Below are 14,224 nucleotides of genomic sequence, written 5' to 3'. Positions count from 1 at the left end.
TGGAGCCTAGCACAGATCCGGCCCCCCGGGCCACCCCGGCCCGGGCGCCCCCTGGAGGCGCGCTGCGGGCCGGGGGAAGCGTGAGATGGATTCAGGCTTCTTGTTTTTTCTTCTCCTAGAACAGCGGAGCTATCACCAGGGCCACGATGGACATGAGCTTGATGAGGATGTTCATCGAGGGCCCGGCCGTGTCCTTCATCGGATCGCCCACCGTGTCCCCGACGACGGCCGCCTTGTGGGCCTCCGAGCCCTTGCCGCCCAGCTTGCCGTCCTCGATCTCTTTCTTCGCGTTGTCCCAGGCGCCGCCGGCATTGGCCATGAGGAGTGCCAGGAGGACACCCGAAAGAAGGGCCCCGGCCAGCATTCCGCCCAGCGCCTCCTTGCCCATCAAGAAGCCAACAATGATGGGCATGAGGACGGCCAGGATGCCGGGAGCGACCATTTCCTTGAGGGCCGCCTGGGTGCTGATGTCGATGCATCGGGCGCTGTCTGGATCGGCCTTCCCCTCCATGATGCCCGGGATCTCGCGGAACTGGCGGCGGATCTCCTGGATCATCACGAAGGCGGCCCGGCCCACGGAGTTCATCGTGAGGGCGCCGATGACGAAGGGCACGGCGCCTCCGATGAGCATCCCGGCCACCACTTTGGCGTCCGTCAGGTCGATGGTCTGGAGCTTGGCCGCCTGGCTGTAGGCCGCGTAGAAGGCGAGGGCCGTGAGGGCCGCCGAGCCGATGGCGAAGCCCTTGCCGATGGCGGCGGTGGTGTTGCCCAGGGAGTCGAGGCTGTCGGTGATCTTGCGGGTCGCGGGCCCCAGGTGGCTCATCTGGGAGATGCCCCCGGCGTTGTCCGCGATGGGGCCGTAGGCGTCCACCGACATGGTGATGCCGATGGTGGCCAGCATCCCCACCGCGGCGATCGAGATGCCGTAGAGGCCGGCCATATTGCTGGACAACAGGGTCACCATCGCCAGCACCACCAGCGGAGCGGCCACGCTCTCGAGGCCCACGGAGAAGCCGCTGATGATGTTGGTGGCCACGCCGGTCTGGGAGGCCTCCACGATGCGGCCCACGGGCTTGCCGCCCGAGCCGGTGTAGAACTCGGTGAGCATGCCGATGGCGATTCCGCCGACGGCGCCCAGAAGGACGGAGCCGAAGACGCCCCCCTTGAAGCCCATGCCCGAGGTGAGGAAGAAGGAGAGGACGATGAAGGCGCCCGTGGCGATGATCGTCGCGCTTCGCAGGGCCAGGGCGGGGCTCTTGGAGGCGAGCACCTGCATCGAGGCGATGCCCACCACCGAGGACACGAGGCCGATCATCGCGAGAATCATCGGAAGGGACATGGCGGCCGCGGCGGTCGCGCCGAGGGCGGTACCGACGGTGGAGCCGATGAAAATCGTGGAGACGATGGCTCCGGCGTAGGACTCGAAGAGGTCCGCGCCCATCCCCGCGACGTCGCCCACGCAGTCGCCCACGTTGTCGGCGATGACGGCGGGGTTCCGGGCGTCATCCTCGGGGATGTTGGCCTCGACCTTCCCCACCAGGTCGGCGCCCACGTCGGCGGTCTTCGTGTAGATGCCCCCTCCCACGCGGGCGAACAGGGCGATGGAACTGGCCCCCATCGAGAAGCCGTTGATGATGGACGCATTGGCTGACATCTTGAGGACGTCGAAGTACCAGAACAGGAAGCCGATCCCCAGGAGCCCCAGGCTGGCCACGGAAAGTCCCATGACCGTCCCGCCGTAGAAGGCCATGGAGAGCGCGCCCGCCTGACCTCCCTCCCCGCTGGCGGCGGCGGCCGTCCGGACGTTGGCCTTGGTGGCGGCGTTCATCCCGAAGAAGCCCGCGAAGATGGAGCAGGCGGCGCCCACGACGAAGGCGAAGCCGGTGGAGAGGGAGATGGCCGCGGCAAGCAAGAGGAACACCACGACGACGAAAATGGCCAGGATCTTGTACTCGCGCTTGAGGAACACCATCGCGCCCTGGTGAATCTGGGCCGCCAACTTCCGCATGAGGTCGTTGCCGTCGGGCTGGCGCGAGATCCACTGATAAATGAAGCCGGCCAATGCCAAGCCGGCGAGTCCGAATACCGCCGCCCAATTGGAGAATGCGATCATCAGCTTCCTTTCCTCCTCCCTTTCCCGCTCCCGCGGCACGGGCGCGCCGGAGAAACCGGAGACTCCCTAGGAAAGGAGGCGCCAGCCCTAGGCGCCCCCTCTTGCCTCCTCCCTCACGAGCGCCACCGCGCGCTCGGCTGCCAGCGTCACCGATTCCTCGACTGCCTCGAGCTCGGATGCCCCGAACGGCGAGAGCAGCCAGTCCGACCGATCCCCCATGGCCACCGGCGGGCGCCCGAGGCCGATGCGCAGGCGCCGGAACTCCCGGCTGCCGAGCGCCTCGATGATGCTCCGAATCCCGTTATGGCCCCCATCCCCGCCGGTCGTGTTGAACTTCACCCGGCCCAGGAAGATGTCCATGTCATCGTGGAGAACGATGAGGCTCTCGGGCCCCAATCCTTCCGCCCGGAGGAGAGCCCGGACGGCCTTGCCGCTCAGGTTCATGTATGTCTGCGGCTTGGCGAGAACCACCCGCTGTCCGCCGATCGAGCCGGCGCCCATGAGCGAGTGGTGGCGCGGCGTGCGGATCGGAATCCGGTGCGCCTCGGAGATCCGGTCCAGCGCCCAGAAACCGACATTGTGGCGGGTGAGGGCGTATTCCGGCCCCGGATTCCCCAAACCCACCAGAACCAAAGGCGAGGCCATCGGTCCGGCCGAGACGCGCGGCCCTCCCCCCTACTTCTTCTCTTCCTTGCCAGACTCGGCCTTGGCCGCTTCGCCCGCGGGGGCCGCGGCAGCGCCCTCCGCCGGAAGAGCGCCCTCGGCCGCGACGGCGGCGGCCTCCTCGGCCGGCTTCTCTTCTTCCGGAGCCACCACCGTCAGGATGGGCTCCTCCGGATCGGTCATGAGGTCCACGCCCTCCGGGAGCGATATCTCGCGCACGTGGACGACGCCGTTCAGGTTGACGCCGGAAACGTCCACGACGATTTCCTCGGGGATGGCGATCGGGAGGCACTCCACCTCCAGCTCGCGGAGGAGTTGGGACAGCACGCCCCCCTGCTTGATGCCGGGGGCGTCACCCTTGAGGATGATGGGCACCTCGACCTTGATCTTGCGGTCCATGCGGATTTCGAGAAAATCCGCATGCAGGATTCTGCCCTTCATGGGGTCGCGCTGGAGGTCCTTGATCAGGACGGGACGCTCGCCCTGGGCATCGCCCGTAACGTTCAATTGAACGATGACGTTGACGCCCGCCCGGGTGCCGAGCACCCGGTCGAGCTCCTTGGGGCTGACCGCCACCGAGGCCGGGTCATGGATCCCGTACACCACCGCGGGGACCTTTCCCTCCCGGCGGAGGTGGCGCGCGGCGCTCTTGCCCTTCCCTGTGCGGCGCTCTACTTCCAGATTGACTCTGTCCATCTCGGTTTACTCCAACGGTTGGCCCGCCGGGCGGGCCTTCTCAGACGAAGAGGCTGCTGACCGACGCGCCCTCGTGGATGCGGCGGATCGCCTCGGCCAGGAGATGACCCACGCTCAGCACCGTGATCTTGCCGGAGCGCGTCCCCTCCTCGGACAACGGTATGGTGTCGGTGATCGCAACCTCCGCCAGGCACGAGCCATTGATTCGCTTGATGGCGGGGCCGGAGAGGACGGCGTGGGTGCAGCTCGCGAAGACCCGCCGGGCGCCCGCATCCATGAGCGCCTGAGCCCCCTGGGTCAGGGTGCCCGCCGTGTCCACGATGTCATCCACCATGAGAACGTCGCGGTCCTTCACGTCTCCGATGATGCGGACCACCTCCGCCACGTTCGCCCGCTCCCGGCGCTTGTCGATGATGCCGAGGCCGGCGTTCAGCCGCTTGGCGTAGGCCCGTGCCCGCTCCACCCCGCCGGCGTCGGGAGAAACCACGACGAGGTCCTGCAAGTTCTTTTGGCAGAAATAGTCGATCATGATGGGCGCGGCATATAGGTGATCCACGGGAATGTCGAAAAACCCTTGGATCTGGCCCGCATGCAGGTCCATCGTGATGACCCGGTCCGCGCCCGCCGCGGCGAGCAGATTCGCCACCAGCTTGGCCGTGATGGGCACGCGCGGCTGGACCTTCCGGTCCTGGCGGGCATAGCCGTAGTACGGGATGACCGCCGTGATCCGTTCGGCCGACGATCGCCGGAAGGCGTCCATCATGATGAGCATCTCCATCAGGTTGGCGTTTCCCGGATGGCAGATGCTCTGGATGGCGAAGACGTCGGCTCCCCGGATGTTCTCCTCGATCCGGACGAAGGTTTCCCCGTCGCTGAAGTCCTCGATTTCGATCATCCCCGGCTGGACGCCGAGCGCCTTCACAATCTCGGTGAACAGGTCGGGGTTCGACCGGCCCCCGAAGACCTTGAGCTCGTAGTCCCTCACTTCGTCCGTCTCCATGCGCGGGGGCCGAAGTCAAAGAGCGGTTCTAAGTACTCAAATTTCCTAATGGGGTCAAGTCGCGCCGCCAGTCGGGCGGAAATGCAAAAAAGATATAATTTCGCTATTCGTTCGTGTTTCTTCACGCGCGGCCGGGCATGTCGCCTCTCATTCTTTCCGGACGAGCCAAGCGGAAGCCGTCAGCGGCCGGGCGAGCCAGACCCTCCACCCCCGGCCCGGCCGGAATCCAGCCAGAGCCTTGAGCGCCTCTTCCTGGCTGGAGAATAAACCCCACAGCGCGGCCCCGCTGCCGCTCAGCATCGCCCGGGAGGCGCCCAGGCAGAGCATGCGATCGCGGGCCTTTTTCAGGCCAGGGTGGCGGGCGAACACCACTTTTTCCAGATCATTCCGATAGATGGGCGTTCTGTCGTTCGTCACAGGCTCTGCTGCCTCCTGACCGCTCCGGGCCCCCCGGATCCAGCCGTAAACCTCGGCTGTCGAGAGAGAGTAGCCAGGTTTGGCCAAGACGAACCACCCCCGCCGCAGGGGCGGCCGGGGCGTCACGCGCTCCCCCCTGCCTCGGCAGAGGGAGGCCGGTCCCGCCAGGAAGGAAGGCACGTCCGAGCCGAGAGAGGTCCCGACGCGGCGAAGGGCTGTCGGCGACAAGCCGAGGCGCCAGAGCCGGTTGAGGCCCCACAGCACTGCCGCGGCGTTTCCGCTCCCCCCGCCCAGGCCGGCGCCGGCGGGAATGTGCTTCTCAAGATGGATGCGGGCTCCCAGCGTCCGGTCCCCGGCCTCCCCCCTGAGGGCAGCGGCGGCCTGGTAGGCGAGATTTCCCCGCCCAGCGGGGACGCATTCTCCGGCCACCGTCAGATGAATGGAGGAGCATCGTTTTCCCAGCCAAATGCGGTCGGATAGGGACACTTGCTGGATCCAGGTGACAATCTCGTGATAGCCGTCGGGACGGCTCCCCAGCACGCGCAGCCCTAGATTCACCTTGGCGGGACTCGCCAGCCAGAAACCTTCAGGGGTGGTCACCGGAAGGCGCTTTCGTCGAGGGGGAGCACCCGGACGCCGGGCGGGGCGGCCAGGTCGAAAACGCCCTCCGGAAATTCCGCCGGGGAAGCGGAGGGCGGCAGTGTAACTTCCACCCGAAGCCGGCTGGCGCCCTTCGGGGCGGTCATCTCCACCCATTCCGGAAGATGCCCCCCGCCCCATTCGCGGAAGGGCCCGAAATGCACTTCCATCTCCGCACCGGGCTCGCCCAGCAGGGCCCGGCGGGGCCTCCAGGAATCCCGCTCCAGCCACACCACCTGCCGGCGATCCAGGCCCCCGCCCGGCGGAAGTTCCAGGCGGAAAGCGCTCGCTTCTTCATCCCAGCCGATCCGGCCTTGCTCCGCCTCCGCTCCCTCCGCCACCGGCAGCGCCCCCTGAAGTAGGCGGACGAGCAATCCGGTGCCGATCGGCACCCCGAACAGCCGAGCCATGGAAGAAGCATCCGCCCGCCCCTCGAAGAATCTCGCCCGCCCGGGCAGGTAAGCGCGCAGGGACTTCTCCCGGGCCACCACGACGGCGACAGGTGTCCCCAGCGGAGTCAGGGGCTCCAGCCGCAGGGAAGCCGGCGCGCGCCACAAGAGAATCGCCTTCCCTGCATAGGTACCCCCGAGGCCCAGTTCCCGGGCGAGGAGCCCTCCCGGCTCCTCGGCGCTGAACCGGAGCTGAAAATTGGCGAGCGTCCGCAGGGAGCGCGGGCGGGGGCGGTTGCGAATACGCGCAAGGACTTCGGAGACGGCCGGCGGAACGGGGGGCGGAGCGGTTTCCCTCGCGGCGCAACCGGAGAGGAACAGCGCCAGGATGCCTAGGACGAGACGCCGCATGCGCAATGGTTTGATGGCCGCCTACCGGGCTTTCCGCCCCGCCTCCTCATGGCGGCGAATCTTCTCCTGCACCTCGGAATTCTTCGGATCCGCCTTCAAGGACTTTCGCCACGCGTCCAGCGCCTTGGGAACATCGCCCAGCGAGAAATGAATGTCGCCGAGATGATCGAGCATGACGGCGTCGTCGGGCGTCTGGTTCAGGGCATGGATGATCTTCTCCAGGGCCTCCTTGTACCTACCCTGCCGGTAGTAAACCCAGGCCATGCTGTCGAGAAAAGCCGGGTTCGCCGGTTCGATGGCGAGCGCGCGGGTAAGGAGCTGCTCCGCCTCCGGGATGTTCTTGTTCTGCTCGGCGAACATGTAGCCCAGAAGGTTCAGGGCATTGGCGTGCTTCGGGTTGAGCCGGATGATTTCACGCGTCGCGGCCTCCACATCGCCCCAGCGCTTGAGCTCGTAAAAGGCCGACGCCAAGTTGAAACGGTACAGGGTGGATTTCGGATCGAGATTGACGGCGACCTGGAGGAACTCCACCGACTCGGCGTATTTCTTCTGCCGCATCAGGATGCCGCCCCGCGCGAAGGGGATGCGGGCATCCTTCGGATTGACGGCCGCGGCCTCGTCCAAGACGGAGGATGCCTTGTCCCATGCGTTGGTCTTGGCATAGAGGCGGGCGAGCTGGACCCGGCCCTCCACCGTCTGGGGAACGAGCCGGATCAGGTCCTTGAGCTCCTTCTCGGCCAGGCTGGCCTGATCGAGCTCCTCATAGATGGCGGCGACGAAGCGGCGGACGGGCTCGTCCTTGGGGTTTTTCGCCAGCACGAAGCGAAATTCCCGCAGCGCCTCCTGGAAGTTCCGGCGCTCGAAGCGCAGGAAGCCGAGGGTGCGGTGGACATCGAGGTTGCCGGGCTCATCCTGGACGAGCCGCTCGTACTCCTTGAGCGCCCCTTCCAGGTTCTCCTTGCGGATGTAAACCTGGCCCAGCCGGGCGCGGGCCTGCCGATTGTCCGGCTCATACACGAGGATCTTCTTGTAGACTTCCTCGGCCTTGCCGAACTCGCCGCGGGTCTCATGCAGGCCGCCCAGCATCAGGAGGCCGCGCGTGAACTGAGGCTGATGCTCGGTGAGGAACTTGAGCTCGCGCTCCGCCTCGTCGTACTTCTTCAGGCGGATGTAGCCCTGGGCCAGGTAGAACCGGGACAGTACGTCGCCTTGCTGGTCCTTGGCCAAGTTCTCCAGGATGTCGACCGCCTCTTGGTTCCGGCCGAGCTCCAGATAAGAGGTCGCCAGGAGAAGCCGCACCTCGTTCTCGTTGGGCTTGATCTTGAGCAGCTTCTCATAAATCGCGACGGCATCGGCCAGCTTGCCGCGCGCCGTATAGACCCCCCCGAGGATAAGATAGGCCTGCGTCTCCTTCCCGTTCAGGGCGACGGCTCTCCGCGCCAGCTCCTCGGCGCGGTCCATGTTCCCCTGGCGCACCATGAGGGACGCGAGCCGGGTCAGAAGGAAGGAAGATTTTGGGTCTCCCTGTACCGCCTGCGAGAGTTTCTCCCGCGCATCGTCCAGGCGGCTGTTCAATTCGTCCCGGTAGCCCAGGATAAAGTGGTAATAGGACTCCGCCGTGCCCGGAAGGCCGGTTTCGTCGGCCACATTGACTTCCACCTGCCCTTCCATGGACGACGCGCATCCCGCTCCCAGCCCGGCGAGCAGGCAAGCCCCCGCCAGCCAGAGCGTCTCTTTCCTCATTCCCCTTTCCCCCCATGCACGGCTTGCAACGGCCCGCCCGGCGGATTGCCGCGGCTCCGGGCCCGGTGAAGAAGGTGTTCGGCGCGTTCCCGAAGCTCGGGGTCGCCCAAGCCCTTGAGCGCAGCCTCGATCGCAGGCTCATCCTCCGCGGAGATGGAGGCGGGCGTGGGCCCGGGCGCCTCCGCCCGGGCCGCAAGCGCATCCGGCTCCCACTCCCCCAGCCGGAACGTCAGCGCCTTGAACTCCTCCGTCCCGAGCGCCGCATTGAGGCCGGCCAGCAAATCCTTCTCGCGGAGTTTCAGCTCCTGAAGCCACGCCGAATCGCTCACTTCCACGAAGAGCCGCGCGCCCCGCACGGCCGCCGGCCGGGCGACCCGGGCGAGCGACTTCCCCACGGCCCCCTCCCACACCTGGAAAACACGGTGGCGGAAGAGCTTCCGGCCCCAGGGCTCCTGGCGGCGCATGTCCCCCAGGAGACGGGCGAAATCGGCCGGCAGGGCGCGGGAAGCCATCACCCGGCCCCGCCTATGGACGCGGCCCGGGAGCGCGCTTTATCCTCGCCGAGAAGGTGCCCGATTGCGGCCATCACCTTGTCTACGATGGCCTGGCTCGATTCCTTCGCGTTCCCGATGGCCATTTCCTCCCCGAGCGGCACCGGCGGGCCGAACATCACCTCGACCGTGGCCCCCGGGCGGGGCAGCGTCTTCCCGAGAGGGACCACTTTCTCGGTCCCCCGGATAGCCACGGGGACCACCATGGGGCGGGCGTCGCGGATGATCCGCCCCACCATCCGGTTGCCTTGTCCGAGCGAACCGTCGCGGCTCCGCGTCCCTTCCGGATAGAGGACCACCTTGTCCCGCCGGACATATTCCTCCAGTCGGCGGAGCGAAGACAAATCGGCCGCCCCGCGCTTCACCGGGAATGCCCGCCACTGGGTGATGACCCACCCCACGACGGGAATCCGGAAGAGATCATCCTTCGAAACCTGGCGAATCACCTCTTGCGGAAATTTCTTGTAGATGCACCAGGGGATTACGAGGACATCCAGCGCCGAGCGGTGATTGCTGAGGAAAAGGACACCGCCGCCGGCGGGAATGTTCTCCCAGCCCGAAACTTTCAGCCGGAGGAACAGGCGGAAGAAAATCCCGAGCAGGACAACACCCGCCCAGATCATCCACCGTTCTTTCCAAGGACCCGGACCGCCCATCTGTTTTCCTGGATACTCCCTCGAAATCGGGCAGGGGACACGGCGGCCAAAGGATGAACCGAAACATTTCTCCCGTCGATGGATTATAGCGCTCCTTTTCAAGGATGGCATTCGCCATTCCGGCCCAAATGCCTCTGTCCCCCTTTCCAGGGAAACACCCTATTCCTTTTGTTCTTGCCGGGTCACTCGGCCAATGCAATAATTTGGCCCGCTGAACGGCCCAAATCGGCGCCCGCTTCTCACGGGAAGATGAAAACCATGGAAATGAATCCCCGCATTTTTCGCGAATATGACATCCGGGGGGTGGTAGGCCGCGATCTGACGCCGCCGGTGGTCCGGACCATCGGGCAGGCCATCGGGACCCACATGGGCGGAGCCAACGGGGCGCACGTGGCCCTGGGGCGGGACAACCGCCTCTCCTCCCCCGAGTTTTACCAGTACCTCCGGGAGGGCCTCTGCGCGGCCGGCTGCGCCGTCACCGGCGTGGGCATGGTCCCGACGCCTTGCCTTTCCTTTGCCACGCACCGGCTGGACGTCCGGGGGGGCGTTCAGATCACCGGAAGCCATAATCCGCCCGAATTCAACGGCTTCAAGATTACCAAGGACAAAGAGGCCATCCACGGGGAAGAAATCCAGGCGCTCTATCACCTCATCCGGGACAAGAAGCTCCACCAGGCGGCCCAGCCGGGTGATTTCCGGGAAATCGACCTCCAGCCCGACTACGTGGCGCGCGCGAGCCAGGGGCTCGAGCTCGAGCGTCCCGTGAAGGTGGTCATCGACGCCGGAAACGGCATCGCCGGCCCCCTGGCCACCCGGACCCTGAAGGCCATCGGAGCCGACGTGACGGGTATTTTCACCGAGCCCGACGGCACCTATCCCAACCACCATCCCGACCCCACCATCCCCCAAAACCTGCAGAGCCTCATCGCGAAGGTGAAGGAGACGGGCGCCGAGGTGGGCATCGGCTTTGACGGCGACGGCGACCGCCTGGGGGTGGTGGATTCCACCGGGCGGATCATCTGGGGGGATGAGCTTCTCATCCTCTACGCCGAACCCATCCTGGCCCGGCGGCCGGGCGAGGCCATCGTCTTCGACGTCAAGTGCTCCTCCCGGCTGGCCGAGGCCGTCCAAAAGATGAAGGGCCGCCCCGTCATGTCCGCGACGGGCCATTCCCTCATCCGGGCCCGCCTGGTGGCCGAAAAGGCCCCCCTTGGGGGAGAGCTTTCGGGCCACATCTTCTTCGTGGACGGCTACCTGGGCTACGACGACGCCATCTATGCCGCGGCCCGCCTCCTGCACCTGCTGGGCAGCGGCGGAAAGACGCTGGCCGAGCGGATGCGGGAAATCCCTCCGGCCATCGCCACCCCCGAGATGCGGGTCGACTGCACCGACGAGGACAAGTTCGCCATCGTGGAGGAGATCAAGGCCCATTTCCGCGGGAAATACGAAGTCATCGAGGTGGACGGGGCGCGAATCAATTTCGCCAAGGGCTGGGGCCTCGTGCGGGCCTCCAACACCCAGCCCGTGCTCGTCCTCCGCTTCGAGGCCCTGGATGAAAGCTCGCTCCGGGCCTACCAGCGGGAGGTGTTCGACCAGCTCAAGAAGTTCCCCTCCGTCCAGCTCCCGAATGCGTAGCGTCCGGCGCCTGTACGATTGGGTCCTGAGCTGGGCCCATTCCCACTATGGGACCACGGCCCTGGCCGGCCTCTCCTTCTCGGAATCCATCTTCTTCCCCGTCCCTCCCGACCCGCTTCTCATGGCCCTGTCGCTCTCCCGGCCCACGCGCGCCTTCTTCTACGCGGCCGTCTGCTCGGCGGCCTCCGTGGCCGGGGGCGTGGCAGGGTACCTCGTCGGGCTCTTCCTCTTCGAGACCGTCGGCAGGCCCATCCTCAGCGCCTACGGCGGGATGGAAAAGTACGCCCTGATCCAATCCTACTACGTCGCCTACGACGCCTGGGCGGTGGGCATCGCCGGCTTCACGCCCATCCCCTATAAGCTCTTCACCGTGACCGCGGGCGCATTCCACATCAGCTTCCTGGTCTTCCTGATCGCCTCCACCCTGAGCCGGAGCGCCCGGTTCTTTCTCGTGGCCTGGCTGATCCACCGGTTCGGCCACCCGATCCGCATCTTCATCGACCGCTACTTCAACACGCTCACGTTCGTTTTCTTTTTCCTGCTGGCCGGCGGCTTCGTCCTTCTCAAGTGGATCCTCTGATGGCTTCCAAGCAGACCCTGTGGGCAGTCGTGATGGCGGGCGGGAGCGGCACCCGCTTCTGGCCCGTGAGCCGATCCCGCCGCCCCAAGCAATTCCTTCCCCCGGGCGGCGGCAGCCCCTCCCGGGAGAGCCAGGCGCGCGATTCGCTGCTCGCCCTGACGGTCGGCCGCCTGAAGGGCCTCGTCCCGGCCGAGCGCACCCTGGTCGTGGGCTCCGCCGCCCACCGGCGCCTCATCCGCGAGGCCCTGCCGGACGTGCCGCCGAGCCGCGTCATCCTGGAGCCCGAGGGCCGGAACACCGCCCCCTGCCTCGGCCTGGCGGCCCATCTCATCGAGAGCTGGGAGCCCGGCTCCGTCATGGCCGCCTTTCCGGCGGATCATTACATCGGCCGGCCCGCCGTTCTCAGGCGGTTGGTCCGCGCCGGAGCGGAGATGGCCCGGGAGCGGGACGCCATCGTGACCCTGGGCATCCCGCCGCAGTGGCCAGCGACCGGCTACGGCTACATCGAGGCAGGGCGGAGGTTCCGGAGCCCGGGCGGGACGGAGGCCCGGGCCGTGCAGCGCTTCATCGAGAAGCCCCCGCTCGCCCAGGCGGAGCAGTACCTCGCGGCGGGCGGCTACTACTGGAACGCCGGCATCTTCATCTGCCGCCCCGAGCGCCTCATCGGCGAGATCAATCTCCACATCCCCGCGACCGGGCGGAGCCTGCGCCGCGCCGCCACCGCCCTCCGCCAGCGGCAGCGGGAGGCCTTCGAGCGCGCCTTCCGGAGCTGCGAGTCCATCAGCGTCGACTACGCCGTCATGGAGCGCGCGAACGGGGTGGTCGTCCTGCCGGCCGACATGGACTGGAACGACCTCGGGAGCTGGAGCGTGCTCCGGCGCGTGCTCCCGCTGGACGAGGCGGGCAACCTCTGGCTCATCCCCCGGAAGTCCCGGGCGGCGGCCGTGAACTCCCGCAATCTCATCGTGCGCTCCTCGAAGCCTCTCGTCGCGGCCCTGGGCGTGGAGAACCTGGTGCTGATCGAAACCGACGACGCCATCCTCGTCTGCGCGGGCGACCGCGACCAGACGGTGGGCGAACTGGTCAAGAAGCTCCTCGCCGAAGGGCAGGCTCGCTTCCTCTGACCAGGGGGATTTTCTAGGCGAGGCCATAACTTTCGGCCGTTTTGACCGATACGGCTTGGCGATTCGGCGAGTTACTTTTTCGAGGGATCATCCAGGAAATGGCGGAGATCAACGTTTTTTCATCGATTGTCCTGGGAATCATCGAGGGCTTTACGGAATTTCTCCCCATCTCATCCACGGCCCATCTCATTCTCACCGCCGAGCTGCTGGGCATCTCCCAATCGGAATTCACCAAGACCTTTGAGATATCCATTCAGAGCGGCGCGATTCTGGCCGTGGTCGTCCTTTACCGGCAAAGGTTCCTCCACTGGGAATCCCTCAAGAAAATTATCGTGGCGTTCATCCCGACGGGCATCCTGGGACTGGCGTTTTACAAGATCATCAAGACCATCCTGTTCCAGAGCATGCCGGTTGTGCTGGCCTCTCTCGCCGTTGGAGGCTTGATCCTCGTGATTTTCGAGTATGTCTTTACGGAGAGGGACGAGGCGCCCACCATCGAGGAAATCAGCTACACCAAGGCGCTGGGCATCGGGATTGCGCAATCCGTCGCCATGATACCGGGGGTCTCGCGCTCCGCCGCCACCATCGTCGGGGGGATGATCTTGGGCATCCGGCGGGAATTGATCGTGGAATTCTCGTTTCTCCTCGCCGTTCCCACCATGTTCGCCGCGACGGGCCTTGATCTGCTGAAGAATCTTCATGCCTTTTCGATCGCGGAGTTCCACCTCCTCGCGATCGGCTTCGCCGTTTCCTTTGTCATGGCGATCCTCAGCATCAAATTCTTCCTCAGTTATATCCAGCGGCACACATTCAGCGCTTTCGGCGTCTACCGGATTCTCTTGGTCGCGGTATTTCTGCTGATCATGCGGTGAGAGCGTCGCAACCTGCACATCTGCCGCTTCAGCCGTCCCCTGCCTGCTACCAAGCCGAAAAAAAGGCGCTCCCTCGCGAGGGAGCGCCCTTTTCGCTTTCCGGCCTAGTGCAGCGGCGAGAAAGAGGCCGGCATCCATATCTCCGTGTTCTGGGACATCAGGAACGGCCGCGAGCCCGGGGGCCAGTTGGGCAGCTTCTGGGAGGCCGTTCGGGTCTCGTTGCGGTGGTTGAGGTCCTTGTAGGGCCAGACGTGGATGAACTCGTTGAGGGGCCCCATGTCGGTCGTGAAGCAGGCGGCGAGGGGCGAGAGCGCCTCGCGGGCGGGCAGGTGCTGGGTCCAGCGGCTGAGGATCTCGCCCATCTTTCCGGGGATGACCGTGTAGGTGCGGAATTCGTAGACGCCGCCCAGCGCGCCCGAGCGCGGCTCGGGCCGGAAGGCAGGGCATGTCGCGATCTTGGAAATCTGCTTCTGGATGATCGATTCGTTGCCCTTCGGGGGCCACCAGGGCTGCTTCATGGTCTCGGCCCGCACCCGGGCCCGGTGCGCGAGGTCCTCGTACTCCCATATGTGCATGACGCGGTTGAGGTCGCCGATGTCGGAGTGGAAGAAGCCCACCAGCTTGGACATCTTCATCCGGTTCTCGACCACCGCGCCGAAGTTCTTCTCGAACTCGGCCACCCCGCCCACCGTTAGGGTGTATATCCGAATCTCATAGATCATCCGGCAGCCCCTC

14 protein-coding genes are annotated in these 14,224 nt (G+C 66.0%); 4 read left to right on the top strand and 10 right to left on the bottom strand.

The annotated features are described in order from the left end of the window. Positions 1–115: 115 nt before the first annotated feature. The 9 genes from HYZ11_14740 to HYZ11_14700 all read right to left on the bottom strand — a co-directional run bounded on the left by HYZ11_14740 (position 116) and on the right by HYZ11_14700 (position 9,245). On the bottom strand, positions 116–2,113 hold the full coding sequence (locus HYZ11_14740) for a sodium-translocating pyrophosphatase (protein MBI3128860.1): 1,998 nt from the start codon (positions 2,111–2,113) through the stop codon (positions 116–118). 87 nt (positions 2,114–2,200) lie between these two features. Then, complete coding sequence (locus tag HYZ11_14735) at positions 2,201–2,758, bottom strand: aminoacyl-tRNA hydrolase (protein ID MBI3128859.1); 558 nt, start codon at positions 2,756–2,758, stop codon at positions 2,201–2,203. 30 nt (positions 2,759–2,788) lie between these two features. Further along, positions 2,789–3,472: a 50S ribosomal protein L25 gene (locus HYZ11_14730; protein ID MBI3128858.1), complete on the bottom strand. Its 684-nt coding sequence runs from the start codon at positions 3,470–3,472 to the stop codon at positions 2,789–2,791. A gap of 40 nt (positions 3,473–3,512) precedes the next feature. Next, a complete protein-coding gene (locus tag HYZ11_14725; GenBank protein MBI3128857.1) occupies positions 3,513–4,472 on the bottom strand; it encodes a ribose-phosphate pyrophosphokinase in 960 nt (319 codons plus the stop codon). Between the two features lie 147 nt (positions 4,473–4,619). Next, entirely contained in the window at positions 4,620–5,489 is an 870-nt protein-coding gene (ispE, locus tag HYZ11_14720) for a 4-(cytidine 5'-diphospho)-2-C-methyl-D-erythritol kinase (protein MBI3128856.1), read from the bottom strand. After that, positions 5,486–6,334, bottom strand: a complete 849-nt coding sequence (locus HYZ11_14715) for a DUF4292 domain-containing protein (protein MBI3128855.1) — start codon at positions 6,332–6,334, stop codon at positions 5,486–5,488. Before HYZ11_14715 ends, ispE begins: the two co-directional genes overlap by 4 nt. A gap of 15 nt (positions 6,335–6,349) precedes the next feature. Further along, positions 6,350–8,071 (bottom strand): tetratricopeptide repeat protein, encoded by a 1,722-nt coding sequence (locus tag HYZ11_14710; protein MBI3128854.1) that lies wholly within the window; start codon positions 8,069–8,071, stop codon positions 6,350–6,352. Next, a complete protein-coding gene (locus HYZ11_14705) occupies positions 8,068–8,583 on the bottom strand; it encodes a DUF721 domain-containing protein (GenBank protein MBI3128853.1) in 516 nt (171 codons plus the stop codon). Before HYZ11_14705 ends, HYZ11_14710 begins: the two co-directional genes overlap by 4 nt. Continuing rightward, complete coding sequence (locus tag HYZ11_14700) at positions 8,583–9,245, bottom strand: 1-acyl-sn-glycerol-3-phosphate acyltransferase (GenBank protein ID MBI3128852.1); 663 nt, start codon at positions 9,243–9,245, stop codon at positions 8,583–8,585. Before HYZ11_14700 ends, HYZ11_14705 begins: the two co-directional genes overlap by 1 nt. A gap of 297 nt (positions 9,246–9,542) precedes the next feature. Between HYZ11_14700 and HYZ11_14695 the strand changes: the two genes are divergently transcribed. From HYZ11_14695 to HYZ11_14680, 4 genes are all read left to right on the top strand, one after another. Beyond that, positions 9,543–10,913 carry a phosphomannomutase/phosphoglucomutase gene (locus HYZ11_14695; GenBank protein MBI3128851.1) on the top strand — a complete coding sequence of 457 codons (1,371 nt, stop codon included), beginning with the start codon at positions 9,543–9,545 and terminating at the stop codon, positions 10,911–10,913. Beyond that, complete coding sequence (locus tag HYZ11_14690) at positions 10,906–11,493, top strand: DedA family protein (GenBank protein ID MBI3128850.1); 588 nt, start codon at positions 10,906–10,908, stop codon at positions 11,491–11,493. Before HYZ11_14695 ends, HYZ11_14690 begins: the two co-directional genes overlap by 8 nt. After that, positions 11,493–12,617 (top strand): mannose-1-phosphate guanylyltransferase, encoded by a 1,125-nt coding sequence (locus HYZ11_14685; GenBank protein MBI3128849.1) that lies wholly within the window; start codon positions 11,493–11,495, stop codon positions 12,615–12,617. Before HYZ11_14690 ends, HYZ11_14685 begins: the two co-directional genes overlap by 1 nt. Before the next feature lie 107 nt (positions 12,618–12,724). Next, positions 12,725–13,489: an undecaprenyl-diphosphate phosphatase gene (locus HYZ11_14680; GenBank protein ID MBI3128848.1), complete on the top strand. Its 765-nt coding sequence runs from the start codon at positions 12,725–12,727 to the stop codon at positions 13,487–13,489. Between the two features lie 104 nt (positions 13,490–13,593). Here HYZ11_14680 and HYZ11_14675 read toward each other — a convergent pair whose 3' ends face one another. After that, on the bottom strand, positions 13,594–14,211 hold the full coding sequence (locus tag HYZ11_14675; GenBank protein MBI3128847.1) for an NIPSNAP family protein: 618 nt from the start codon (positions 14,209–14,211) through the stop codon (positions 13,594–13,596). Positions 14,212–14,224 lie beyond the last annotated feature (13 nt).

This window comes from Candidatus Tectomicrobia bacterium, from assembly GCA_016192135.1.
Taxonomy (GTDB): Bacteria; UBA8248; UBA8248; order UBA8248; family UBA8248; genus 2-12-FULL-69-37.
Note: the sequence above shows the minus strand (reverse complement) of the source record. Positions and strands in the feature narration are given on the sequence as shown.

Excerpts from the sequence above, each read along its gene's own strand:
- HYZ11_14740 (MBI3128860.1), bottom strand. The coding sequence starts at position 2,113 with ATGATCGCATTCTCCAATTGGGCGGCGGTATTCGGACTCGCCGGCTTG.
- HYZ11_14735 (MBI3128859.1), bottom strand. The coding sequence starts at position 2,758 with ATGGCCTCGCCTTTGGTTCTGGTGGGTTTGGGGAATCCGGGGCCGGAA.
- HYZ11_14730 (MBI3128858.1), bottom strand. The coding sequence starts at position 3,472 with ATGGACAGAGTCAATCTGGAAGTAGAGCGCCGCACAGGGAAGGGCAAG.
- HYZ11_14725 (MBI3128857.1), bottom strand. The coding sequence starts at position 4,472 with ATGGAGACGGACGAAGTGAGGGACTACGAGCTCAAGGTCTTCGGGGGC.
- HYZ11_14710 (MBI3128854.1), bottom strand. The coding sequence starts at position 8,071 with ATGAGGAAAGAGACGCTCTGGCTGGCGGGGGCTTGCCTGCTCGCCGGG.
- HYZ11_14705 (MBI3128853.1), bottom strand. The coding sequence starts at position 8,583 with ATGGCTTCCCGCGCCCTGCCGGCCGATTTCGCCCGTCTCCTGGGGGAC.
- HYZ11_14700 (MBI3128852.1), bottom strand. The coding sequence starts at position 9,245 with ATGATCTGGGCGGGTGTTGTCCTGCTCGGGATTTTCTTCCGCCTGTTC.
- HYZ11_14695 (MBI3128851.1), top strand. The coding sequence starts at position 9,543 with ATGAATCCCCGCATTTTTCGCGAATATGACATCCGGGGGGTGGTAGGC.
- HYZ11_14690 (MBI3128850.1), top strand. The coding sequence starts at position 10,906 with ATGCGTAGCGTCCGGCGCCTGTACGATTGGGTCCTGAGCTGGGCCCAT.
- HYZ11_14685 (MBI3128849.1), top strand. The coding sequence starts at position 11,493 with ATGGCTTCCAAGCAGACCCTGTGGGCAGTCGTGATGGCGGGCGGGAGC.
- HYZ11_14675 (MBI3128847.1), bottom strand. The coding sequence starts at position 14,211 with ATGATCTATGAGATTCGGATATACACCCTAACGGTGGGCGGGGTGGCC.